Below are 23,205 nucleotides of genomic sequence, written 5' to 3'. Positions count from 1 at the left end.
AGATTCGCTGTTGTTCAAAAATGTCCAACCTCCCACGACCGGGGGGTACGCGAAGGCTGGAACCAATAAAAATATTGGCACTGACATTCATCGACACACTATTGAGTTCTCAAAGAACACACGCACACACTTCCGACCCGACGTTCAGTCGAGGTTTCGGTGCGGCAAGGGTTCGTACTGTAGTCCAAGCAACCCGCCGGACGCAAATCCGGTCAAGCCCTGAACACGCAATCAGTCAGGCGCTCATCGTCCTACCTCGTGTCTCAGCCGGGCTGAGTCGGTGTCCGTGTCGCTCTGACTCGAACTAAGTTACGTGCCGCCAAACACGAAGTCAAATCGGCTGGTCAGAGCAGGTTTTTCAGATCTTGGTCGAACCAGCCCGGAGCTGCACCGGTGAACCGGTCGCGGTCCCACCGTCCCACCCCTGCGGGTATGGCGCCGAGCAACGGTGTTCCGGTGATTCGAGGCAGATCGTGGCGGTTGCATTCGGAAGCGAGGTCGGGTTCATCAGGCCAGGCGCCGATGACGAGCCCGGCGCAGCGCACTCCCGCGGCAGCGAGGGTTCTTGTGGTGAGTTCGCTGTGGTTGAGCGTGCCCAGGCCGGCGGCAGCGACGACCAGAACGGGGGCGCCGAGTTTCTCGGCGAGGTCGAGCAGGGTGAACTCCCCCATCCGGACCAGCAGCCCGCCCGCCCCTTCGACGAGTACCAGGTCGGCGTCGGTGAGCGTCTCGATACCTGCGACCGTCTCCGCGAGCGTCAGCAAGGGCATGCCTGCCCGGCGGGCGGCGGTGTCGGGGGCGAGCGGTTCCGGGTAGCGGGCCAGCTCGAGGGTACGGGTGACGCCGGTCAGGCGGGTGATATCGGCGAGGTCGCCGGGTTCGCCGGGCGCTATGCCGGTCTGGGCCGGTTTGCAGACCGCGACCGTGCGGCCTTCGGCCCGGGCGGCCGCGGCCAGCGCGGCGGTCGCGACGGTTTTGCCGACATCGGTCGACGTACCGCTGACCAGAAGAACACCCATCTCGCTACCTCACCATTCCTCGGTTCATCACCGATCCGTTCCCTAGCTGCCCAGATTCGGGCGGGCGACCGTGTCAGACGACCAGCGCGTCCCCACGGGCCTCGGCCAGTACCGCGCCGAGCACCTCGGCGATGGTGTCCAGTTCGGTGGCGGTGAGATCGGCGCGGGCGGTGAGGCGAAGACGCGAGGTGCCCTCGGGGACCGACGGCGGACGGAAGCAACCGACTTCGAGCCCGCGCGCTCGGCACGCCTGAGCGGCGTCGAAGGCGCGTTGGGCGTCGCCGAGAACGACCGAGACCACGGCCGAGGTCGGTTCGGGCACGCCGGCGACGCGGGCGATGTCCGCCGCGCGGTCCAGGACACGGGTGGCCATGGACGGGTCGCGGCGCAGCAGTGACAGGGCCGCGCGGGCGGCGCCGACGGCGGCGGGTGCCAGGCCGGTGTCGAAGATGAAGGTGCGGGCGGCATCGATGAGATGGGCACGGATCCTGTTGTCGGCGAGCACTACTCCGCCTTGGGCGGCGAACGCCTTCGACAGGGTGGCGGTGATGACGAGGTCGGGCTGACCCGCCAAGCCCAGTTCGTGCACCAATCCCCTGCCGCCGGCACCGCGGACGCCGAGCCCGTGGGCTTCGTCTACGACGAGGACCGCACCGTTGGCCCGGGTGACCCGGTGCAGGTCGGTCAGCGGCGCGAGGTCGCCGTCGGCGCTGAAGACCGAGTCGGTGAGGACGAGCGCCCGCTCCTCGACGCGCTCGGCCAGCAGCCGGTCGACGGCGGCGACATCGCGGTGCGGTGCGACGGCGATCCGGGCGCGGGAGAGCCTGCACGCATCGACGAGGGAGGCGTGGCTGCCCGCATCGGAGACGACGAAGCTGTCACGCCCGGCCAGGGCGGTGACCACACCCAGGTTGGCGGCGTAACCGGAGGCGAAGACCAATCCTGCTTCGGCGCCGACGAATTCGGCCAGTTCGGTTTCCAGGAGCTGGTGTTCGGCGGTGGTTCCGGTGACCAGCCGCGAACCGGTGGAACCCGCGCCCCAGCGGCGGACCGCGGCGATCGCGCCCTCGATCACTTCCGGGTGGCGTACCAGGCCGAGGTAGTCGTTGGAGGCGAGGTCGATGCTCGCCTGCTCGGGTTCGCGCACGCGCAGGTGCCTGCGCAGCCCGGCGGCGGTGCGCGCGGTGGCGCGTTCGTCCAGCCAGCTCAACGGGTCCGTAGTCACAGTCGAGGAGGATACTTGAACACCGTTCAGGCCGGTCATCGGAGCGAGGCTTTCACAGCGGCGTGCACGGCGCCGGTGATCGCGGCGATATCGGCGGAACTGCTGATGAACGGGGGCATGGTGTAGACGAGATTGCGGAAAGGACGCAGCCAAGCACCGGCGTCGACAGCGGCATCGGTGGCTGCGCGCATGTCGACGGGTTCGGCGAGTTCGACGACGCCGATGGCCCCGAGCACACGCACGTCGACTACCCCCGGCAGGTCGGCGACCGGCGCGAGACCTTCGCGCAGCTCGCTTTCGATCCGTGCGACCTCACCGCGCCAATCACGCGAGCGCAGCAGTTCGATCGAGGCCACCGCGACCGCGCACGCCAGCGGGTTGCCCATGAAGGTCGGCCCGTGCATCAGACCGCCGTGCGCGACGCTGATGGTTTCGGCGATACGAGTGGTGCACAGCGCGGCGGCGAGGGTGAGATAGCCGCCGGTCAGCGCCTTGCCCACACACATGACGTCCGGCGCGACCCCGGCGTGGTCGGCGGCGAACAGCGCGCCGGTGCGGCCGAAGCCTGTGGCGATCTCGTCGAAGACGAGCAGCACGTCGTTCGCGTCGCAGATGCGGCGCAGCTCGGTGAGGTAGCGCGGATCGTGCCAGCGCATGCCGCCCGCACCCTGCACGACGGGCTCGACGATGACGGCGGCCACCTCGTCGCGATGGGTGTGGATCGCGTGTTCGAGTTCGGCGACGTAGTCCTGGGTGAATTCGCGCGGTGGGGCGGGCACGAAGACCTGATCGGTGAGGACATCGGTCCACAGCGTGTGCATGCCGCCCTCGGGATCGCAGACGCTCATCGGCGTGAAGGTGTCGCCGTGATAGCCGCCTCGCCACGTGAGCAGGCGGTTCTTGGCCGGACGGCCGAGCGCCCGCCAGTACTGCAGGCACATCTTCGCGGCCACTTCCACCGACACCGAGCCGGAGTCGCAGAGGAACACCTTGTCCAGGCCCGCGGGAGTGATCTCGACGAGTAGCTGCGCGAGGCGGGCGGCGGGTTCGTGGGTGAGCCCACCGAACATCACGTGACTCATCCGCTGCGACTGCGCGAAGAGAGCTTCGTCGAGCACGGGATGCCGGTAGCCGTGCACGGCCGCCCACCAGGAACTCATTCCGTCGACGAGTTCACGACCGTCGGCCAGGGTGAGCCGGGTGCCCGCCGCGCTCGTCACCACCAGCGGTTCGGTGGTAGCCGGGAAACCGCCGTAGGGGTGCCAGACGTGGTCGGCGTCCAGGGCGGTGATCTGCTCGGGGGTCAGGTCCACAGCGTGTCCTCGTCGTTGCCCGGTGCCGCCTGCGACGGCCTTGAACGCTGTTCAAGTTATCACCTGTCGGCGACTGCGGACAGACTCGCGACCACATCGGGAATCCGGGCCAGGGCCGCGCGGACATCGCCGAGCGAGTCCGCGCCGAGTTCGCCCGCGATCGCGGCCTCGATGCGCCGGATCTCGCGGGCGGCCACAGCAAGGGCATCGCGACCCTTCGCCGTCGGCACGATCAGACGTGCGCGTTTGTCGGCGGGATCAGCGATGCGCTCGACATAACCGCAACGCTCGAGGTGGGTGACCAGCTCCCCCATCGACTGCTGGGTCATGCCGGCCGACTCGGCCAGGGCGGTCACTCGCGAGCCGTTCGGCGCCAGATAGCGGAAGACCGCGTAGTGCGCGGGTCGCAGTTCCGTGCCGAGGGTTGCGCGCAGGGCGTTGTCGAGTTCCCGTTCGTAGGCATCAGTGGCCTGGACCAGGAGTTTCAGCAGCGTAGACCTTGACATATAGAAAGGTTACCTTTATATCTGGGGTATGGCACGCACCGGCACCGTCCTCACCTTCCGCAACGGGCATCGGGTCACCCTCGTCGACCGCGGCGCCGACGAGCACGGCGCCTACCTCCGGCTCGAGCACGAGCTGCCGCGCACCGGCAGGCAGGCGGGCCCGCACTGGCATCCCGAGATCAGCGAGACGTGGACGATCCGGAGCGGGCGGGTGCGCTTCCGCATCGATGGCGCCGAAATCGTCGCCGGACCTGGCGACACCGTCACCGCACCGCCGCGTGCCGTGCACGAATTCTGGAACGAGGCCGAGGGCACGGTGATGGACCACGTGATCCGCCCGCCGTTGCGGCACTGGGAGATGTTCGAGTTCTGGAGCGGGCTGGACAACGCGAACAAGACCACCGAGCAGCGATTGCCCCGCAACCCGCTCGCGCTCGCGCTGCTGTGGGAGTACCAGGACGGCTACCTGGCCGGTCCGCCCGCGCTGCTGCAACGGTGGGTTTTCGGCGGGCTCGCCGCGCTGGCCCGGCGCACGGGCTACGCGCGGCGGCTGATGGCGGGGTGACGCAGCACCCAGCGCGAGCACGCGCGGTCAACACGCGGATTCCTCTACTGTCGTAGCATGTCGAGCCCCAACGACCGGACTGGTGAGGTGACGCCGCTGAGCGTGTGGCCGGGCACGGCTTACCCGCTCGGTGCCACCTACGACGGCGGGGGCACGAACTTCTCGGTGTTCTCCGAGGTGGCCACCCGGGTGGAGCTGTGCCTGATCGGCGAGGACGGGTCCGAGACGCGGGTGGATCTGGACGAGGTGGACGGTTACGTCTGGCACGCCTATCTGCCGTCGGTCGTTCCCGGTCAGCGCTACGGGTTCCGCGTCCACGGGCCCTACGAGCCCGAGCTCGGGCTGCGCTGCGATCCGGGCAAACTGCTGCTCGACCCGTATGGCAAGGCCTTCGACGGCGAGTTCGTCAACGACCCCTCGCTCTATACCTACGGCTCGGATTCGCTGGGCCACACCATGACCGGGGTGGTCATCAATCCCTTCTTCGATTGGGGCAACGACCGACCACCGAATCGGCCGTACCACGAGACGGTGATCTACGAGGCGCACGTCAAGGGCATGACCATGACGCACCCCGACATCCCCGACGAACTACGCGGCACCTATGCGGGGCTGGCACATCCGGCGATCATCGGGCATCTGAAAGCGCTCGGTGTCACGGCGATCGAACTCATGCCGGTGCATCAGTTCTTCCACGATCACGTGCTCACCGATCAGGGGCTGCGAAACTACTGGGGCTACAACAGCATCGGGTATCTGGCCCCGCACAACGAGTACGCCTCCCGCCGCACCGGGGACGCCGCGGTCGCCGAGTTCAAGGCGATGGTGCGGGCGATGCACGCCGAGGGCATCGAGGTGATTCTCGATGTGGTCTACAACCACACCGGCGAGGGCAATCATCTGGGGCCGATCCTGAGCCTGCGCGGTATCGACAATGCCGCCTACTACCGGCTCGACGACGACAACCCCGAGCACTACAAGGATTTCACCGGCACCGGCAACAGTCTCAATGTGCGTCATCCGCACACTCTGCAACTCATCATGGATTCGCTGCGCTACTGGATTCTCGATATGCACGTCGACGGCTTCCGCTTCGACCTCGCCGCGACGCTCGCGCGCGAATTGCACGATGTGGACCGGCTTTCCGCATTCTTCGATCTCGTGCACCAGGATCCGGTGGTCAGTCAGGTGAAGCTCATCGCCGAGCCGTGGGATGTGGGCGAGGGTGGTTATCAGGTGGGCAACTTTCCCAGCCTGTGGACGGAGTGGAACGGCAAGTACCGCGATACGGTGCGCGATTATTGGCGTGGTGAACCGGCGACATTGGGTGAGTTCGCCTCCCGGCTCACCGGGTCGTCGGATCTGTACGAGCCGACCGGGCGACGGCCCGGCGCGAGCATCAACTTCGTCACCGCGCACGACGGATTCACCTTGCGGGACCTGGTGTCCTACAACGAGAAACACAACGAGGCCAACGGCGAGGGCAACCGCGACGGCGAAAGCCACAACCGCTCGTGGAACTGCGGTGTCGAAGGGCCGACCGACGACCCCGAGGTGGAGGCACTGCGGGCACGTCAGCAGCGCAATCTGCTGGCCACGCTGATCCTGAGCCAGGGCACGCCGATGCTGGCCCACGGTGACGAGATGGGCCGCACCCAGCTCGGCAACAACAATGTGTACTGCCAGGACTCCCCGCTGGCGTGGATGGATTGGTCGCTGGCGCAGAAGAACGCGGACCTGATCGAATTCACCCGCTCGGTGATCGCGTTGCGTACCGAGCATCCGATATTCCGGCGCCGCCGCTTCCTCGCCCCTGGTCCGGCCGACGGCGAGGGGCATCGCCGCGAGATCGCCTGGTTCACGCCCGCCGGGGCGGAGATGACCACCGACGACTGGCACAGCGGATTCGGCAAATCCCTCGCCGTGCTGCTCGACGGCGACGGCATTCCCGAGCCCGGCCCGCGCGGGGAACGGATCAGCGACGACTCGTTCCTGCTGTGCTTCAATGCGCACGACGAAGCGCTCGATTTCGTGCTCCCCGGACCGGAGTTCGGTGCCGAATGGACGCTCGCCCTGGATTGTTCGACCCCCACCGGTGCCGCCGAAGCCGTTCATGCGGCGGCGTCGGTGCTGCCCGTTCCCAGCCGCTGCCTGCTCGTACTGCGCCGAACCGCCTAGCGAGACGATGACCGAGACCTACGTGACCGATCCTCTGACCCGGCTGCACCGCGCGCCGATCCGCCCGAGCACGGTGCGCAGCACCTACCGCCTCCAGTTGCGCCCCGACGCGCTGACGTTCGGCGATGCCCGGGCCATTGCCGAATACCTGCAGCAGCTGGGGATTTCGCATCTGTACCTGTCCCCGATCCTCACCGCGGCACATGGATCCACGCACGGGTACGACGTCACCGATCCGACGACGGTGTCGGCGGCACTCGGTGGGCCCGCGGGACTCAAAGCGCTGTCGGACGAGGTGCGCAGTCGCGGAATGGGTTTGATCGTCGATCTGGTGCCCAACCACGTCGGAGTCGGCGATCCGCAGCAGAATCCGTGGTGGTGGGATGTGCTGCGGCTGGGCCGGAAGTCGCCGTACGCCAGGTACTTCGACATCGACTGGAGTCCGAGCAACGGCGCGGGCGGGCGGCTGGCGCTGCCGGTGCTGCAGAACGAGAACGACCCGGCTGCGCTCACCGTCGACCGGTCCGGTCCCGAGCCCATGCTCGCGCTGCACGATCTGCGGTTCCCGATCGCACCCGGCACCGACGGTGACAATGCGCTGCGCATCCACGACCGTCAGCACTACCGGCTGGTGAGCTGGAAGGCCGGGGTGTGCACCTATCGACGGTTCTTCGCGGTGAACAGCCTGGCCGCCGTCCGCCAGGAGGACCCGGAGGTGTTCGAGGCGACGCACCGGGAACTGGCCGCCTGGTGCGAACACGACCTGATCGACGGTGTCCGGGTGGATCACCCGGATGGGTTGGCCTATCCCAGTGCTTATCTCACGCGATTGCGTCGCCTGATCGGGCCCAAGCGGTTGCTGTTGGTCGAGAAGATCCTCGCCAATCGTGAACCGCTCGACGCCACCTTGCCGATCGACGGCACCACGGGGTACGACGCACTGGCCGATGTGGGCGGGGTGCTCATCGATCCGGCCGGTGAACCCGCGCTCACCGAACTGTCACAACAGGTGGCCGGGCACGGCAGCGATCGCGCTTGGTTCGGCGAGACCGAGCACCGGATCAAACGGGCGGTCGCCGAGACCATCCTGGCACCGGAGATCCGGCGGCTGGTCGCCGCGATCAAACGCGACGGCAACGCGGGCAGTTTCGACACCCTTGCCGTGAGCAACGCGACCATCGAGGTGCTGGCGTTCATGCCCGTGTACCGGGTGGATTACGCACCGCTGGCCGGGATGACCGCGGCGGTGGTCGCGGAGGTGGAGAAGCGCAACGCCGAACTCACGGCGCCGCTGTCGGTGCTGGTGACGGCGCTGGCTGTCGGCGGGGAGGCGGCGACGCGGTTCAACCAGGTGTGCGGGGCGATCACCGCGAAAGCGGTGGAGGACACCATGTTCTATCAGGGTGCGCGGTTGGTGTCGCTGCAGGAAGTGGGTGGGAACCCGGCGCGGTTCGGCCACTCCGTCAATGATTTCCACCTGTCCAACAGTGAGCGCGCGCAGCGCTGGCCGGCGACCATGACCGCACTGTCGACGCACGACACCAAGCGCGGTGAGGATGTGCGCGCCCGGATCGGCGTGCTCTCGCAGGTGGCCGAGCTCTGGTCGGAGCGGGTGCGTGGCTGGCTCGAAACCACCCCGGCGCCCGACGGTGCCACGGCACTGTTCCTGTTGCAGAACATGTTCGGGGTGTGGCCCGCCGACGGGCGGCCCGCGTCGTCGGTGCCGGGGCTGCGCGATCGGTTGCATCTGTTCGCGGAGAAGTCGATCCGGGAGGCCGGGACCAAGACGTCGTGGGAGGAACCCGACGCGCAGTTCGAGTCGGCGGTGCACGCCTGGCTCGACGCGGTGATCGACGGGCCGGTCGGCACCGGGATCGGCGATCTGGCGCACGAGCTGGCACCGCATGCCTGGTCTGACGCGGTGTCGCAGAAGCTGCTGCAGCTGTGCGCACCGGGGATCCCGGATATCTATCAGGGCACCGAGGTGTGGGAGGACTCGCTGGTCGACCCGGACAACCGGCGACCGGTGAACTTCGCGGTGCGCGCGGGAATGCTCCAATCCCTCACCGACACACCGACTCTGGACACCACGGGGGCGGCGAAGATGTGGGTGGTCGCCTACGCGCTGTGGTTGCGGCGGGAGCGGCCGGAATGCTTCGTCGGCGGGATGTATCGGCCGTTCTACGCGGTCGGCGAGCACGCGCACCGGCTCGTCGCCTACGGGCGCGGGCCCGCCGGGGAATCGCCGGAGGTGATCGTCGCGGCCACCCGGCATTCGGTCGGGTTGGCCGCGACGGGGTGGACCGACACCACCTTGCCCCTGCCCGAAGGCACCTGGACCGACAGGTTGACCGGCAACACCTATTCGGGCACCGTGCGGCTCGACACGTTGTTCACCCGGCTGCCGGTCGCGCTGCTGGTGCGCTGAGAAACGCGGGACCGCCTCGGCGGTCCCGCGTCCGGTCAGCGTCGCAGGCCCAGGTACTGCAGTGCGGCGAAGGCGCCGACCGTCATCGCCTGCATCACGGCCCAGACCGCGCCGACAGTCGTGAGGTTCAGTGCGCCCGTGACCACCGCGGCGAGGCTGGCCAGCACCCAGGCGGCGTTGCCGATCGCGACACCGGCCGCGGCGGTCCGGTTGATCGGCGACCTGGCACCGATGACGGCGACGGCCAGGCCGTAGGCGGTGAGGAAGGCGCCGATCGCCAGGCTCGCGGTGGTGTCGAGGCCGAGCAGGCGCTCGAGCGGAACCGCGAGGGCGAGGTAGGCGATGCCGTTGGCGCCGGTGACGACGGCATCGGTGCGCAGCGACAGGCGGAGCAGGTTCTCCCCGGAGGTGAGCAGGGCGGACAGACGGCCGGGGCGGGTGGCGGTGGTCATGGCGGATCTCCTGGTGTGTGAAGGGGTTTCAGGCGGCGGCGGGAACGTGGTCGAGGAAGCCGTAGACGCGGTCGATGCGGCCGTCGACGAGGACGGCGACGTCGAAGCCGATCACCACGGCGTCACCGTCGGCGGGGCCGAGACCCCAGGTGAAGCGGACCTGGTCGTGGTGGGCGTCGACCGGGCCGGCCAGCCGGAAGGTCCAGTCGGGGAACTGGGTCTGCACGCCGGCGATGGCGGCTTCGAGTTCGGCGTGTCCGTTCACCGCGACCATCGGGTCGACGTAGCCGACCTGCGGGGTGAACAGCCGGGCTACCGCGGAGCGGCGGGCGCCGGGCTCGCGGGTGTTCCAGGCTTCCAGGTACTGCGCGACGACGGTGTTCATCTCGACCTCCGAAATAGTCTCTGAGCTGGTGTTTCGCTCGTTGTTTCTGCGATGACACCAACGTTATGGGTCGAGTGGGGGTCGGCGAATCAGTCGCCTATAGGTACTTTCGCGACGCGGCTACTGTCATCGCCGGTACGGCGATACGGTTGAGCACATGCTGCACGGACGCGACACCGAACAGGCCATGCTCGACGACCTGCTCGCCGATGCGCGTGCCGGGCGCAGCGCGGCCCTCGTGATCCGCGGTGAGGCAGGCATCGGGAAGTCGGCTCTGCTGGATTATGCTGCGGCGCAGGGGCTTCCGACGGTGCGAAGCGCGGGTATCGAATCCGAGGCCGAATTGCCCTTCGCCGCACTGCATCTGCTGGTGAAACCGGGCATGGAACTGGTCGGGCAGTTGCCGCCCCGCCAGCGCGACGCACTCGAGGCGGCCTTCGGTCTCGGCGAGCACGCACCGGCCGACCGGATGCTCATCGGCCTCGCGGTGCTGACGCTGTTGGCCGAGGAAGCCGCCGACGGACCGCTGCTGTGCATCGTCGACGACGCGCACTGGCTGGATCAGGCCACGGCGGATGCCCTGCTGTTCGCGGCTCGCAGGCTCGATGCCGAGGGGGTGGTGATGTTGTTCGCGGCCCGCACCGGTTCCGACGACTTCCCGGCACCCGGACTGACGGAACTCACCTTGACCGGCCTGCCGCCCGAGGCCGCCGCCGCACTACTCGATGCGGGCACGACGCGGTTGTCACCGGCCACCCGCTACCGTCTGCTCGCCGAATCGGGCGGCAATCCCCTTGCCCTGCTGGAACTTCCGTCGGTCCTCAGCGACAGCGATGTGGATGCGGCGAACCCGCTCCCCCTGACGCAGCGCCTGCAGCTGGCCTTCCACAGCCGTATCGCGAAGCTTCCGCCCGCCACCCGCACCGTCCTCCTGGTCGCCGCCGCGGCGGGCACGGCGGACATCGGGCGAGTACTGCAGGCCGCCACCACCCTCGGTGCGGGACTGCCGGACCTGCAACCGGCACAGGACGCGGACATGATCGACCTCGACACCGGACGACTCACCTGGCGCCACCCGCTACTGCGCTCGGCGGTCTACCAGGGTGCGGCATTGACCCAGCGACTCGCCGCCCACCGCGCGCTCGCCGCCGCCTACGCACCGACAGCGCATACATCGGTGGCAGGAGATCTCGCGGCGCCTTCGCCCTCTGGGCTCGACGCCGCCGGTACCGGCAGCTCGACGACTGTCATCACCTCTTCGGTGAACGGTGCCCACGGCCCGATGACCGACACCGCGGTCCCAACGACCGGCACCCACGGCTCGGCGACCGCTACCGACGGATCGATCGACCTTGGTACTCGGGCACTCCCCGATGACCACGATGCCGATCTGCGGGCCTGGCATTTGGCTTGCGCGGCGACAGGGCCCGACGAGGAGGCCGCGACCGCGTTGGAGAACACCGCCGATCGGACGCGTCGCCGCACGGGTTTTCACGGGGCGGTCGCGGCCTACGACCGGGCGGCGGCGCTGAGCGTCGACAGTGAGGCGCGGGTGCGGCGGCTGGTGCTGGCCGCCGAGACGGCGACCGAGGCCGGGCTCAGCGAGCAGGCTGCGCGGCTGGCCGAACGCGCGGCCGCTCAGGATGGTGGTGGCGAGTACGGCCAGCGGCTCGAGCTGGTGCGTGCGCAAGCCGAGTTCGCTTCGGGTACACCGGGTTCCGCGCATCGTCGGTTCATGTCGGCGGCCCGTGCGGCGCGCGCGGACGACCCGGGAACCGCCGCCCGCATTCTCACCAGGGCCGTGCACACGGCCTGGTATCTCGGTCCTGCCGAGCTCGACGAGCTGGCCGGGTTCCTGACCACGTTGCGGTTGGCGGAGGACGACCCGGCCACCCCGATCGCGCGCTATCTGACCGGTTCGGTGTCGGGCAGGCGCACCACGGACCTGCGCGCCGTCGTCGATGCCGCGCGCGCCACAGGCGCCGACAACCCCGCCGACCTGGTGCAGCTGTGCGGTAGTGGGCTCGTCGTCGGTCAGGACGACCAGGTCGACGAGGTAGCCGCCGAACTCATCGCCGAGTGCCGGGAGCAGGGGCGCATCGCCCTGCTCGCACCGCTGCTGTTCTTTCGTGCCGAATGCCAGCTGTTCGGTGGGCGGCCACGGGAGAGCCGGGTCGCCGCCGAGGAAGGGTTGGGGATCGCCCGCGATATCGGGCAGGCGCAGTGGGTCAGCCAGCTGCATGCCTTCCTCGCCTACCTGGCGGCGCTGCACGGTGACGAACAGCGCTGCCACGCCGAGGCGGAGAACGCGGTAGCCGATCAACTCGGCGGGCCGATGGCGGTGGGGGCGTCGTGGGCCCATGCGGCTCGGGGACTGCTCGCGCTCGGCGAGGGCAAACTCGACCGGGCACAGGCCGAACTCGAACACATGACGATCGAACCCGCGCGTCACCACGTGATCGGCCTGCGCACGCTGCCGGATCAGATCGAAGTCGCCGTCCGCCTCGGCGCGACGGACCGCGCGAACGAGGCCCTGACCAGGCTCATCGAGTGGTCGGAGCGTGCCGAGCAGCAGTGGATCGGCGCGTTGGCGGCACGTGGGCAGGCGCTGCTGGCCGAGGACCCCGAACCGCATTTCCGCACCGCCCTCGTCGGCAATCGCCCCTTCGACGAGGCCAGGACCCGCCTCCTCTACGGCGAATGGCTCCGCCGGGACAAACGCAAAGTCGATGCCCGCACGCAACTCGAACAATGTGCCGACGTCTTCGATCGGCTCGGTGCCGCGCCCTGGCTCGACCGAGCCCGAACCGAGTTGAGCGCCCTGGGTGTGGGGACAACCGCCCGGGCCGACGACGGACCGTTGAGCCTGCTCACTCCACAGGAATCACAGATCGTCCGGTTGGCCGCGCAAGGACTGTCGAATCGGGAGATCGCCGCCCGGTTGTTCCTGAGTCATCGCACGGTCGGGCATCACCTGTACAAGGCCTATCCGAAACTGGGCGTGGTGTCGCGCGGCGAATTGAGCGCGCTCGACCTCGAGTGACCGGTCAGCTCCGGGAATGTGTGTTCGCGGCGCCGACGATCCAGCGAAGGGCCGCGACCGACGCGGCGGCGAGCACGGCAACCTGCGGCGATCCGACGACGAGCAGGAGCAGCGCGGCGACCACGAGCCCGGCGACCAGCGCCTCGAGCTTGTAGACCGGCCACGCGACGCCGGCGACGTCGACCGTCGCGGATGCTGTCGATGGGGTCACCACTGCCATGCACACAGGATAGACGCAAACAAGAGTTCGGGCCACCGAAACCTCACCTTCGGGTGGGGTCGGGAACATCACAGCCGGAACCGTCGTTGTGCTGGTCATGCCACTGACAGGAGAGTACGCACCGAGCACTTCCGATTGGGCGCGCGAGCAGGCGGAGGCCTATGAGGCCTCCGGCGGTGCCGAGGGCACCTCGTTGCAAGGCAAACCGGTCATCCTGCTCACCACCAAGGGCGCGAAGACCGGCAAGCTGCGCAAGACACCACTGATGCGCGTCGAACACGACGGCGAGTACGCCGTGGTGGCCTCGCTGGGCGGCGCCCCGAAACACCCCGTCTGGTACTACAACATCAAGGCCGAACCGCACGTCGAACTACGCGACGGCACAGTCAACAAGGACTACACCGCCCGCGAGGTCTTCGGCGAGGAGAAGGCGCTGTGGTGGGACCGTGCGGTGCAGGTCTGGCCCGATTACGCCGAATATCAGAAGAAGACCGACCGCGAGATTCCGGTCTTCGTGCTGACGCCCCGCTGACCGACCCGCCGACGCCGGACACCCGTGGCTGCCTCGGTAGCATTGTCGGGTGTCCTCCACCGTTGACGTCGCCGAAGTATCCCTGACCCGTCCGCCGCTCACCGCGGACGAGATCGATGCGGCCGCGCAGCGAATTTCCGACATCATCGAGCCGACACCCCTGCAGTACAGCCCGCGCCTGTCGGCGAGCACCGGCGCGCAGGTGTATCTCAAGCGCGAAGACCTCACCGCCGTGCGCTCCTACAAGCTGCGCGGCGCCTACAACCTGATGGTGCAGCTCACCGACGCCGAACGCGCCGCCGGTGTGGTCGCGGCCAGCGCCGGTAATCACGCGCAGGGCGTGGCCTTCGCCTGCCAGGCGATGGGCGTGCGCGGACGCATCTATGTCCCGACGACCACCCCCAAGCAGAAGCGTGACCGCATCCGCGTGCACGGCGGCGAGTTCGTCGAACTGATCGCGGTCGGCGAGACTTATGACGCCGCGGCCGCGGCCGCCGCCGACGACGTCGCGCGCACGGGCGCGACCATGGTTCCTCCGTTCGACGACCCGCGCACTGCTGCGGGCCAGGGCACCATCGCCGCCGAATTCCTCGAACAACTCGGTACCGCACCGAATCTCGTCGTCGTGCCGGTCGGCGGCGGCGGCTGTCTCGCCGGCATCGGCACCTACCTGCGTGAGCGCGCGCCGGGCGCCGGTCTGCTCGGCGTGGAACCCGCGGGCGCGGCCTCGATGACGGCGGCGCTGGTGGCCAGCGGCCCGGTGACCCTGCCCGAGATCGACCCGTTCGTCGACGGCGCCGCCGTGCGCCGCATCGGTGACCTGCCGTATCAGGCGGCGACGTCGTTCGGTGGCCGCGTCGTGTCGCACCCTTCGCTCCCGCTGCTCACCACCACCCAATCCCCTACCGGCACAGCGTCTTTCCGGATGATGCAGGTCGACGAGGGCGCCATCTGCACGGCGATGCTCGACCTGTACCAGAACGAGGGCATCATCGCCGAGCCCGCGGGCGCGCTCGCGACGGCGGCGCTGGCCGAGATCGACATCGACCCGGGCTCCACCGTGGTGGTGCTGGTGTCGGGCGGCAACAACGATGTGTCGCGCTACGGCGAGATCATCGAACGGTCGCTGGTGCATCGCGGGCTCAAGCACTACTTCCTGGTGGACTTCCCGCAGGAGCCGGGTGCGCTGCGCCGCTTCCTCGACGACGTCCTCGGGCCCGACGACGACATCACCATGTTCGAGTACGTCAAGCGCAACAACCGCGAGACCGGGGCGGCGCTGGTCGGCATCGAACTCGGCGCCACCGACGACCTGGCCTCGCTGCTGCACCGCATCGAGGAGTCCCCGATCCAGGCCGAACGCCTGGAACCGGGCTCCCCCGCGTACCGCTACCTCACCTAGTGAGCCCGGTCAGGCCTTCTTCACGGCGTTGAAGATCAGCTCGCCGTAGATCCGCCACTGCTCGGGGTCGCGTTCCTGCTGGCGGAACAGACTGCCCGCGACACCACCGAGCAGTACGCGCACGTGGCGGGCGGTGACGTCCTCGCGGATCACCCCTTGCCGCTGGCCCGCGAGGATGATCGACTCCAGCGATTCCTCGCCCGCGGGCGACGGCTTCGCGGTCTCGGGCAGTGCTTCGGCGAGGGCCCGGTCGTTGGCGAGGCGTTCGACGGTTTCGGCGAGCAGGTCGCGCAGGATCGTCAAGGGGTCACCGCCGGCGTTCAGCTGTTCCAGGGCGGCGAGGCCACGGCGATAGAACCAGGCGCGCTGATACTGCGCCACCGCCTGCACCAGCGCGTCCTTGGTCGGAAAGCTGCGGTACACGGTCGCCTTGCCGACGCCCGCGCGGGCGGCGACCTGCGGAATCGTCGCCTCGATGCCGTGTTCGGCGAACACTTCGACGGCCGCCGCCACCACGCGCTCGTGATTGCGCCTGGCATCTGATCGCTTGGTGGACCAGTCGACGTCGTGGTCGGGCGTCGGGTCGCACTCGGGAGCAGTCACTCTGCGATTGTGCCGAATCGGACGGTCATGGCAGTCACAGCCTCACCCCCTTCAATAAACGGACTCCAGGGTCCAGTATAGTTCTCGATACGGACTGCAAGGTCCACTTACCGCGCGGAACCACACGGAGGCGTGAGCTCCCCATGATCGATCAGACGACCCGAGAGTCCGAAGCCCCGCACGACTCAGGGGGACTCGGCACCAATCTCGTGTTCCTCGCCCTGGCCGCCGCCGCGTTCGCGCTCGCGCAGACCGCGATCGTGCCCGGCATCATGATCCTCGGCCACGAACTGCACGCGAGCACGGCAGACGTCGGATGGGTGCTCACCGGCTACCTGATCTCGGCCGCGATCCTCACCCCGGTCTTCGGCCGCCTCGGTGACATGTACGGCAAGAAGAAGTTGCTCGTCATCGCGCTCGGTCTGTTCGCGCTCGGCAGCGTGGCCGCGGCGCTGGCACCTTCGATTTGGGTGCTCGTGGCCGCCAGGGTCGTCCAGGGAGCGGGCGGTGGCATCTTCCCGCTGTGCTACGGCATCATCGGCGACACGTTTCCCGCCGAGAAGCGCGGCGGCGCACTGGGTCTCATCTCGGCGCTGGCCGGGATCGGCGCGGGCGGCGGCTTGCTCATCGGTGGCCTGCTGATCGATCACCTGTCCTGGCAGTGGGTCTTCTGGTCGGGCGCGATCATGTCGGCGATCGCGCTGGTCGGCGTGCTGCGGGTGCCGGAGCGGTCGATCCCGACGCCCACGCGGATCGACTTCGCAGGCATCGCGCTGCTCAGCATCGGCCTCACCATGCCGCTGCTCGCTCTGAGTCGTGGCTCGACGTGGGGCTGGACCGATGCGCGCACCCTCGGCCTCGTCCTCGGCGGTCTGGTTGTCCTGATCGGTTTCGTCGCGTTCGAGACCCGCGTCGGCGAGCCGCTGATCGACATGCACGTGCTGCGGCGCCCGACGGTGCTCATCACCAATATCGCCATGCTGCTGTTCGGCGCGGGCATGTTCGCGGTGTTCTCGCTCATCCCCCAGCTCGCGCAGACCCCCGACACCGGCGAGTACGGCTTCGGCATGGACGCCACCGGGTCCGGTCTGCTGATGATCCCGGGTTCGATCGCCATGCTGGCGGCCGCGGTCGTCGCCGGGCGTCTCGTCGGTCGGGTCCGCGCCGCTGTGCCGCTCGTCCTCGGCGCTCTCACCGCCGCCGCCGGATTCGCCGCGCTGGCGCTGGCGCACGGCTCCCAGGGAGCTGTCATCGGGTTCACGGTCGTGACCTTCGTCGGCATCGGCCTCGGGATGGCGGCCATGCCGAATCTGATCATGTCCGCGGTGCCCGCCGAGAAGACCGCCGAGAGCACCGGTGTCAACGCGCTGATCCGGTCGGTGGGGTCATCGATCGGGTCGCAGGTCGCGGCCACCGTGCTGGCGGGCAGTGTCGTCGCCGGGACGGCGCTGCCCGCGGATTCGGGCTTCACCACCGCGTTCTGGCTGGCCGCGGGTGCCATCGCGCTGGCGGCTGTGGTCGCGGTGTTCATCCCGCAGAGCAAGCCACCGGCCGCCACATCCGTACGCGAAGACCGTGAATCGGACCTCGCCGGCGCCCTCGCCGAGTAACCGGCAAGGGCGGCGGCGACTAGGCGGCGGCCCGGTCGACGCGCTGCCCGCGGTCGCGGGTGGCGCGCACGCCCGACATCACCAGCGGCAGCAGCCAGCCCATGGCGAACTGGTCGTAGGGCAGCAGCGCCTGGTCGAGGCGATTGTGGACGAAGCCGACCGACAGGCCCGAGCGCGGGTCGACCCAGCCGAAGGATCCGCCGAGACCGATGTGGCCGAAGGCTGTGCGCGCACCGGGCGCGGGCATCGAGTGGTAGCCCAGATGCCACATCATCGGCATGTAGAACAGGGCGTGGTCGAGGCGGTAGGTCTGCACGCGCCGGATGAGCTTGTGCGTTTCGGGGCGCAGGAACGGTGACCCGTCGAGGGTGACGCCGTCGGCCAGGCCCGCGTAGAGCTGGGCGAGTCCGGCAGCGGTGGCGACGCCGTTGCCCGCGGGCATCTCGGTGTCGAGAATCGGCGGGTCCTCGCCGTCGAGGATGCCGTTGAGGCCGGTCAGATACAGGCAGCGCGCCGCCGCGCCGAGCGCGCCGGGAATACGGAAGCCCACCCGGTTGAGGAAACCGGCGGCCACCGGGTGCCCGGCCAGGCGCAGGTGGGTGCCCGCGAGGCGCGCGTACTCGGTCGACGAACCCGCCGCCGGACGGCCGAGGTGGAACCCCTCGACCCCGAGCGGGTCGGTGACCTCGGTGCGGATGAGGTCGCTCATGCTGCGACCGGTGACCGAGCGCGCGATACCCGCCAGCAGCCAGCCGTAGGTGAGCGCGTGGTAGGTGGGGACGCCGAGCAGCCGGTCGGGCTTGGCCATGGCCAGCCGGTCTTCCATCAGCTCGTGGTCGAGGAGTTCCTGGGCGCTGTCGGCGATCGGGGACAGCGACGACAGCCCGGAACGGTGGGTGAGCACGTCGGCCACGGTGATCGCGCCCTTGCCGTGCGCTGCGAAGCGAGGCCAGTACTCGGCGACCGGCGCCTGGTAATCCAGGAGCCCGCGGTCGGCGAGGCGGTGGATGACGGTGGCGGTGACACCCTTGGTCGCCGAGAAGACGATCGAACCGGTGTCGGCCGACCAGGGCTGGTCGCCCGCGCTGCCGGTCCACAGGTGTGCCAGGGGTTCGCCTTGCCGGTAGATCGCGATGGCGCCGCCCGCGTCGCGCCGATGTCCGATCAGGGCGGCGAAAGCGCGCACCAGCGGACCGAAACCGGCCGGCGCATAACCGCCCACACCGGTCGGAAGGGCAGCACTGTCCTGCCCGTAAGCCTCGTTGCTCATTGCTCAACCGTACGACCGTTATGTCGCCTCGGCAACGATCTCCCGTGCACCGTGGCCGAGCTGTGGCCGCGTGAGATCAGTCGGTGACCACCGTCCCCGTGCCCTCCCCTTCTTCGAGCACGACGAAACTGTGACCCGAAACAAGAGTTCCCCCTTCATTTTCTGTCGCCGGTGCCCACGCCAGCAGCACCCGGCCGTACACCGGGATCACCGCCTCGTCCTCGGACAGGTTGCATACCACCGAGATCCGGCCGCGTCGCAGCACGAACCAGCGGGCGCTCTCGTCGTAGTCGGCCCAGACCCGTTCCAGCCAGGGATCACCGAACTCGGGTCTCGTCTTACGCAGGGCGAGCAGGGCGCGATAGCAGGCCAGTAGCCGGGCGTGCGGTTCACGGCTGCGTTCGGTCCAGTCGAGTTTCGAGCGGGTGAAGGTGGCGGGGTCCTGGGGATCGGGGACGTCGTCGGTGGCCCAGCCGTGGGCGGCGAACTCGGCGCGGCGGCCGTCGGCGGTCGCGGCGCCGATGACGGGGTCGGTGTGGGAGGTGAAGAACTGGAACGGGGTGCGCGCGCCCCATTCCTCGCCCATGAACAGCATCGGCGTGCTCGCGGAGAGCAGCACCAGAGCCGCTTTCACCGCCAGTTGGCCGGGGGTGAGGTAGTCGCTGGGGCGGTCGCCGACGGCGCGGTTGCCGATCTGGTCGTGGTTGCAGGTGTAACCGAGCAGGGCGCTGCCAGGGATCAGGTCGCGGCGGATCGGGATGCCGTGGGTTCGGCCACGGAAGCTGGAATAGGTTGCGGCGTGGAAGAACCCGTGGGTGAGGGTTTGGGCCAGGCAGGCCAGTGAGCCGAAATCGGCGTAGTAGCCCTGTCTTTCGCCGGAGACAGCGGTGTGCACGGCGTGGTGGAGGTCGTCGTTCCACTGACCGGTCAGGCCGTAGCCGCCTGCCGCGCGCGGGGTGATCAGGCGTGGGTCGTTGAGGTCGCTTTCGGCGATGAGGGTGAGCGGTCGGCCCAGATGTGCTGAGAGCGCGGTAGTTTCGACGACGAGTTCTTCGAGCAGGTGGGTGGCGGTGTGGTCGACGAGGGCGTGGACGGCGTCGAGGCGGAGGGCGTCGATGTGGAAGTCGCGCAGCCAGCGCAGGGCGTTGTCGATGATGTGGCGGCGCACGGCATCGGAGCCGGGGCCGTCCAGGTTCACGCTCTGACCCCAGGTGTTGCGGCCGGTGGTGAGGTAGGGCCCGAAGCGTGGGAGGTAGTTGCCGGAGGGGCCGAGATGGTTGTACACCACGTCGAGGCAGACCGCGAGACCCCGGGCGTGGCAGGCGTCGACGAAGCGTTGCAGGCCGTCGGGGCCGCCGTAGGTTTCCTGCACCGCGTACCAGAGCACGCCGTCGTAACCCCAGTTGTGGGTGCCGTCGAAGGCGTTCACCGGCATGAGTTCCACGGTGGTGACGCCGAGTTCGACCAGATGGTCGAGGCGTTCGATCGCGGCGTCGAAGGTGCCTTCCGGGGTGAAGGTGCCGATGTGCAGTTCGTAGAGCACCGAGCCGGCCAGTTGTCTGCCGGTCCAGGACTGATCAGTCCAGGCGGCGGTGTCGAGGTCATGGACGGCGGACAGGGCGTGGACGCCGTTGGGCTGACGTGGTGAGCGCGGGTCGGGCAGCACCGTCGCGTCGTCGTCGATGAGGAAGCCGTACTCCGCGCCCTGGCCTGCCTCGGCCCGGACCGACCACCAGCCGCCGCCGTTGCGGCGCATGGGGTGGACCACCCCCTCGAGTTGCAGTCGCATCGCGCTCGCCTCCGGCGCCCACACCCGAAACTGCCTCATGGAGTCAGCATCGCACGGCACGCGGCGGCACGCCCGGGCAACGATTGCTGATCGGTCGCGATGCCCAGCGTCGGCTTCGGTGCGCCCGGCGAGTCGGATCAGAGTCGCCGCTGCGGTCGGGGCGACCACGTCGTTGTGGCGTCGGGTGGTAGCGGCATCGCGTTCGTGCCGGCCGCCGCGCAACTCGGCAGAAATGCCTGCGCGGGGCGCCATGAATCCTGAGTAGTCCGGTCAGCGCGGGAAGGCGGCGACGCCGACCGGTCCCACCCCCACACACAGCGACTGTTCAGGCTCGAGCGGCCTGACCCGCAGGGCGTCGCCGCCGCCGAGCAGCCGGACGTACACCGTGTTCAGGCCCTGTCGCACGTCGGCGACGGTTTCGGTGTCGCCTTCGAAGGACACCGCGATTCGGCCGTCGCGGTCGGCGAAGTAGTTGATCTGGGCGGTCCAGTCGCGGATCTGCATGGGGCCGTCCAAGGGGATCGGTGTGCTGCCACGCACTCGGTGGCCACATTGCGGTTCCGGACCCGGGGTGACGGCGCGGTTCCACCAGACATACGCGTCGACGATGTCGCCGGTGTCGGTGATCATCCGCAGCGTCGGAGTGGCTGCGGCGAACGTTGTCGGCGTCGCGATCGGAGCGAGGACGTGGTCGGTCATGTTCTGCGGGAAAGCCAACGGGTTCAAGACATTCCAGGGGACTTCCTGCGGCAGCAGTGGGGCGTCCGTCGCTGTCGGGAGGGCCGCGCGCACGCCGGTGATGTAGGTGCGCGCCGGGCTCGGTTCCCATGACCGGGTGAAGGTGATTGTGGAGATGACGCTGCTCAGCAGGAATAGGACGGCGGGTATCGCGAACAGCGTCGAGGTGGGCAGGTCTCTCGGGATGCGCGATGTCGGGCCGGTTCGCAGGCGTACGCTCGGCTGGGATCCTCCGATCGAGCCGGTCCTGAACCGGAAACGGCTGCGCGGCAACATGCCTGCGGTGCGTGGGCGAGCGTCCGACTTGTCGGACCCGCGACGGTCGGGTGACAAACCTTCCCGCGCGGCAGCGGAACGCCGTGCCTGCAGAATCAGCGCAAGGGCGATTGTGGCAATCACGGCGAAGTCGGCGAAGTAGCGCATGGACTGGAGTAGCAGGGCGGCGGTGCCGGGCCCGTCGCGCAGCACGATCACCGGGGCTATGGTCGCGATGGCGTAGGCCGCAGTGCACAACCAGACCGCAGTCACCCGCGCCCGGGAGCGAATTGTCCACGCCGCCAACAGGATCAGCAATAGCCAACAGATGAGGACGGCCAGGCCTGGCGGGTCGGCCCAGGGCGTGGCCGGTTGCCACCGTTCCCAGCGCCACGGACCACCGAACAAGGCGGGGACCAATCCGTCCGACAGTGCCCGGCTGAGCAGCGCGCCGGGATCTTCGGGCCCGTTCAGCCCGCGCGGGCGCTGGATGACCAGCAGGAACACGGCGGCCCAGGCGAGCAGAACGGCGCCGCCCGCCACCCAGAGCACTCCCCCGCGCCGAACCTCCTCGCGCCAGGGACGCCCCGCGACATGCGCCGACAACGCGACCACCGCGCACGCAACCGGCAACACCACGATCGACTTCTCGAACGACAGCAGTGCCACGGCGAAGACGAGCGCACCCGATACCGCGTACCGGCGCCTACCCGTTCGCGCCAACAGGACCGCATCCGCGCTCACCCAGGCCAGCGCGATCTGCAACGGCAGGGCGTTCACCGCCGCCGCCCACCAGGCGAACGCCGGCACGGTCAAGGGCACGAACAGGTAGAACAGCAGCGGTCCGAGCACTCGCGCCCGCCATCCCATCAGCACGACGAGCAGCCGTAGCACCGCGAGCGAGGCGAGCAGTTGCAACCCGACGAGCACCGCCGCCGCGACGGGCCAGCTCAGCGGCGCCACCTTGGTCACCAGCCAGGTCAACGCGATCGCCAACGGCATCACATGCCCGTCGTGGCTGGTCAGCAACAACTCCACCGACCACAGGGGGTGCCTGCTGACCTGTCCGATGAGGATGAAATCGTCCCAGTAGAAGAAGCCGGAAAACGCCACCCAGCCCCGCAGAACCAACTGGGCGAGAATCAGCGCGACAGCCAGGCCGACCACCACACGCACAGACAATCGCTGCCTGTGCGCAGACGACGCGGCCGATGCGGGCGAGTCGAGCAGCGTCACAGACATCACGCCTTTCGACGCTAGCCCGTTCGCCTCTGTCCGGCCATCACCCCGGCGGGGCCTGGGTGTCGGCACCAGATAGCGTCCGGAAGTTCGGTAGGTCTCCTGATCGGGCGAACTGCGGTCCTCTCAGAGGAACTCGCGCACCGCGGTGGTGAAGCGAAGCGGTTGGTCTTCGTGGAGCATGTGTGGCCCGCGTCGGGGACGAGGGTCAGCTTCGCGTCAGGGGGTGCCGGGTGGCGACCTCACCGACCTGCCGCACCGGCACCCAGGTGTCGCGTTCGCCCATACGATCAACTCGCTCGGGGTAGCGGGCGGCCAGGTCGACAGCCAGTGCGCCGTTCATCGAATGCGCCACGAAGGAGGCGCGATCGATGCGTGCGGCGTCGAGGAATTGCACTACCCCGTCCGTCATTGCTTGGCGGATCACATCATC

At 68.8% G+C, this 23,205-nt stretch carries 19 protein-coding genes; 7 read left to right on the top strand and 12 right to left on the bottom strand.

Annotation, left to right across the window (positions count from 1 at the left end; genetic code table 11):
* Positions 1 to 344: 344 nt before the first annotated feature.
* The 4 genes from bioD to HYG95_RS22070 all read right to left on the bottom strand — a co-directional run bounded on the left by bioD (position 345) and on the right by HYG95_RS22070 (position 4,063).
* Entirely contained in the window at positions 345 to 1,019 is a 675-nt protein-coding gene (gene bioD, locus HYG95_RS22085; protein ID WP_181700659.1) for a dethiobiotin synthase, read from the bottom strand.
* Between the two features lie 73 nt (positions 1,020 to 1,092).
* Entirely contained in the window at positions 1,093 to 2,283 is a 1,191-nt protein-coding gene (locus tag HYG95_RS22080) for an 8-amino-7-oxononanoate synthase (RefSeq protein ID WP_181700658.1), read from the bottom strand.
* Complete coding sequence (locus HYG95_RS22075) at positions 2,280 to 3,557, bottom strand: adenosylmethionine--8-amino-7-oxononanoate transaminase (RefSeq protein ID WP_181700656.1); 1,278 nt, start codon at positions 3,555 to 3,557, stop codon at positions 2,280 to 2,282. The genes HYG95_RS22080 and HYG95_RS22075 overlap by 4 nt, the downstream gene beginning before the upstream one ends.
* A 59-nt stretch (positions 3,558 to 3,616) precedes the next feature.
* Positions 3,617 to 4,063 (bottom strand): MarR family winged helix-turn-helix transcriptional regulator, encoded by a 447-nt coding sequence (locus tag HYG95_RS22070; RefSeq protein ID WP_181700654.1) that lies wholly within the window; start codon positions 4,061 to 4,063, stop codon positions 3,617 to 3,619.
* A 28-nt stretch (positions 4,064 to 4,091) separates the two neighbouring features.
* On the opposite strand from HYG95_RS22070, the gene HYG95_RS22065 reads away from it, so the two are divergent.
* The 3 genes from HYG95_RS22065 to treY are packed head-to-tail and all read left to right on the top strand — an operon-like array spanning position 4,092 to position 9,234.
* The gene (locus HYG95_RS22065; protein ID WP_181700653.1) at positions 4,092 to 4,628 is read left to right on the top strand and encodes a cupin domain-containing protein; all 537 of its coding nucleotides are present in this window, start codon (positions 4,092 to 4,094) and stop codon (positions 4,626 to 4,628) included.
* A 57-nt stretch (positions 4,629 to 4,685) separates the two neighbouring features.
* Positions 4,686 to 6,806, top strand: a complete 2,121-nt coding sequence (gene glgX / locus HYG95_RS22060; protein WP_181700651.1) for a glycogen debranching protein GlgX — start codon at positions 4,686 to 4,688, stop codon at positions 6,804 to 6,806.
* A 7-nt stretch (positions 6,807 to 6,813) separates the two neighbouring features.
* Positions 6,814 to 9,234 (top strand): malto-oligosyltrehalose synthase, encoded by a 2,421-nt coding sequence (gene treY / locus HYG95_RS22055; RefSeq protein WP_181700649.1) that lies wholly within the window; start codon positions 6,814 to 6,816, stop codon positions 9,232 to 9,234.
* A 35-nt stretch (positions 9,235 to 9,269) separates the two neighbouring features.
* On the opposite strand, the gene HYG95_RS22050 is transcribed toward treY, so the two are convergent.
* Positions 9,270 to 9,686: a hypothetical protein gene (locus HYG95_RS22050; RefSeq protein WP_181700647.1), complete on the bottom strand. Its 417-nt coding sequence runs from the start codon at positions 9,684 to 9,686 to the stop codon at positions 9,270 to 9,272.
* A gap of 28 nt (positions 9,687 to 9,714) precedes the next feature.
* A complete protein-coding gene (locus tag HYG95_RS22045) occupies positions 9,715 to 10,071 on the bottom strand; it encodes a nuclear transport factor 2 family protein (protein ID WP_084457462.1) in 357 nt (118 codons plus the stop codon).
* Positions 10,072 to 10,228: 157 nt separating this feature from the next.
* Here HYG95_RS22045 and HYG95_RS22040 point away from each other — a divergent pair, with 157 nt between their 5' ends.
* On the top strand, positions 10,229 to 13,114 hold the full coding sequence (locus HYG95_RS22040) for a LuxR family transcriptional regulator (RefSeq protein ID WP_181700644.1): 2,886 nt from the start codon (positions 10,229 to 10,231) through the stop codon (positions 13,112 to 13,114).
* A 4-nt stretch (positions 13,115 to 13,118) separates the two neighbouring features.
* On the opposite strand, the gene HYG95_RS22035 is transcribed toward HYG95_RS22040, so the two are convergent.
* The gene (locus HYG95_RS22035) at positions 13,119 to 13,334 is read right to left on the bottom strand and encodes a hypothetical protein (protein ID WP_181700642.1); all 216 of its coding nucleotides are present in this window, start codon (positions 13,332 to 13,334) and stop codon (positions 13,119 to 13,121) included.
* A 97-nt stretch (positions 13,335 to 13,431) separates the two neighbouring features.
* Here HYG95_RS22035 and HYG95_RS22030 point away from each other — a divergent pair, with 97 nt between their 5' ends.
* Positions 13,432 to 13,866, top strand: coding sequence for a nitroreductase family deazaflavin-dependent oxidoreductase (locus HYG95_RS22030; RefSeq protein WP_181700639.1), 435 nt, complete (start codon positions 13,432 to 13,434; stop codon positions 13,864 to 13,866).
* Positions 13,867 to 13,915: 49 nt separating this feature from the next.
* Complete coding sequence (ilvA, locus tag HYG95_RS22025) at positions 13,916 to 15,268, top strand: threonine ammonia-lyase IlvA (RefSeq protein ID WP_181700637.1); 1,353 nt, start codon at positions 13,916 to 13,918, stop codon at positions 15,266 to 15,268.
* Positions 15,269 to 15,277: 9 nt separating this feature from the next.
* Here the strand turns inward: ilvA and HYG95_RS22020 are convergent, their stop codons facing one another.
* Positions 15,278 to 15,871 carry a TetR/AcrR family transcriptional regulator gene (locus HYG95_RS22020; RefSeq protein ID WP_181700635.1) on the bottom strand — a complete coding sequence of 198 codons (594 nt, stop codon included), beginning with the start codon at positions 15,869 to 15,871 and terminating at the stop codon, positions 15,278 to 15,280.
* A gap of 143 nt (positions 15,872 to 16,014) precedes the next feature.
* Here HYG95_RS22020 and HYG95_RS22015 point away from each other — a divergent pair, with 143 nt between their 5' ends.
* Entirely contained in the window at positions 16,015 to 17,481 is a 1,467-nt protein-coding gene (locus HYG95_RS22015) for an MFS transporter (protein ID WP_181700633.1), read from the top strand.
* Between the two features lie 19 nt (positions 17,482 to 17,500).
* On the opposite strand, the gene HYG95_RS22010 is transcribed toward HYG95_RS22015, so the two are convergent.
* From HYG95_RS22010 to HYG95_RS21995, 4 genes are all read right to left on the bottom strand, one after another.
* Positions 17,501 to 18,751: a serine hydrolase domain-containing protein gene (locus HYG95_RS22010; RefSeq protein WP_181700631.1), complete on the bottom strand. Its 1,251-nt coding sequence runs from the start codon at positions 18,749 to 18,751 to the stop codon at positions 17,501 to 17,503.
* Positions 18,752 to 18,827: 76 nt separating this feature from the next.
* On the bottom strand, positions 18,828 to 20,579 hold the full coding sequence (treZ, locus tag HYG95_RS22005) for a malto-oligosyltrehalose trehalohydrolase (protein ID WP_181700628.1): 1,752 nt from the start codon (positions 20,577 to 20,579) through the stop codon (positions 18,828 to 18,830).
* Positions 20,580 to 20,810: 231 nt separating this feature from the next.
* Positions 20,811 to 22,775 carry a hypothetical protein gene (locus HYG95_RS22000; RefSeq protein WP_255495622.1) on the bottom strand — a complete coding sequence of 655 codons (1,965 nt, stop codon included), beginning with the start codon at positions 22,773 to 22,775 and terminating at the stop codon, positions 20,811 to 20,813.
* A gap of 205 nt (positions 22,776 to 22,980) precedes the next feature.
* Positions 22,981 to 23,184, bottom strand: a complete 204-nt coding sequence (locus HYG95_RS21995; RefSeq protein WP_181700626.1) for an alpha/beta fold hydrolase — start codon at positions 23,182 to 23,184, stop codon at positions 22,981 to 22,983.
* Between the last annotated feature and the right edge of the window lie 21 nt (positions 23,185 to 23,205).

This window comes from Nocardia sp. GTS18 (assembly GCF_013839555.1).
GTDB classification, from domain to species: Bacteria; Actinomycetota; Actinomycetes; order Mycobacteriales; family Mycobacteriaceae; genus Nocardia; species Nocardia rosealba.
Note: the sequence above shows the minus strand (reverse complement) of the source record. Positions and strands in the feature narration are given on the sequence as shown.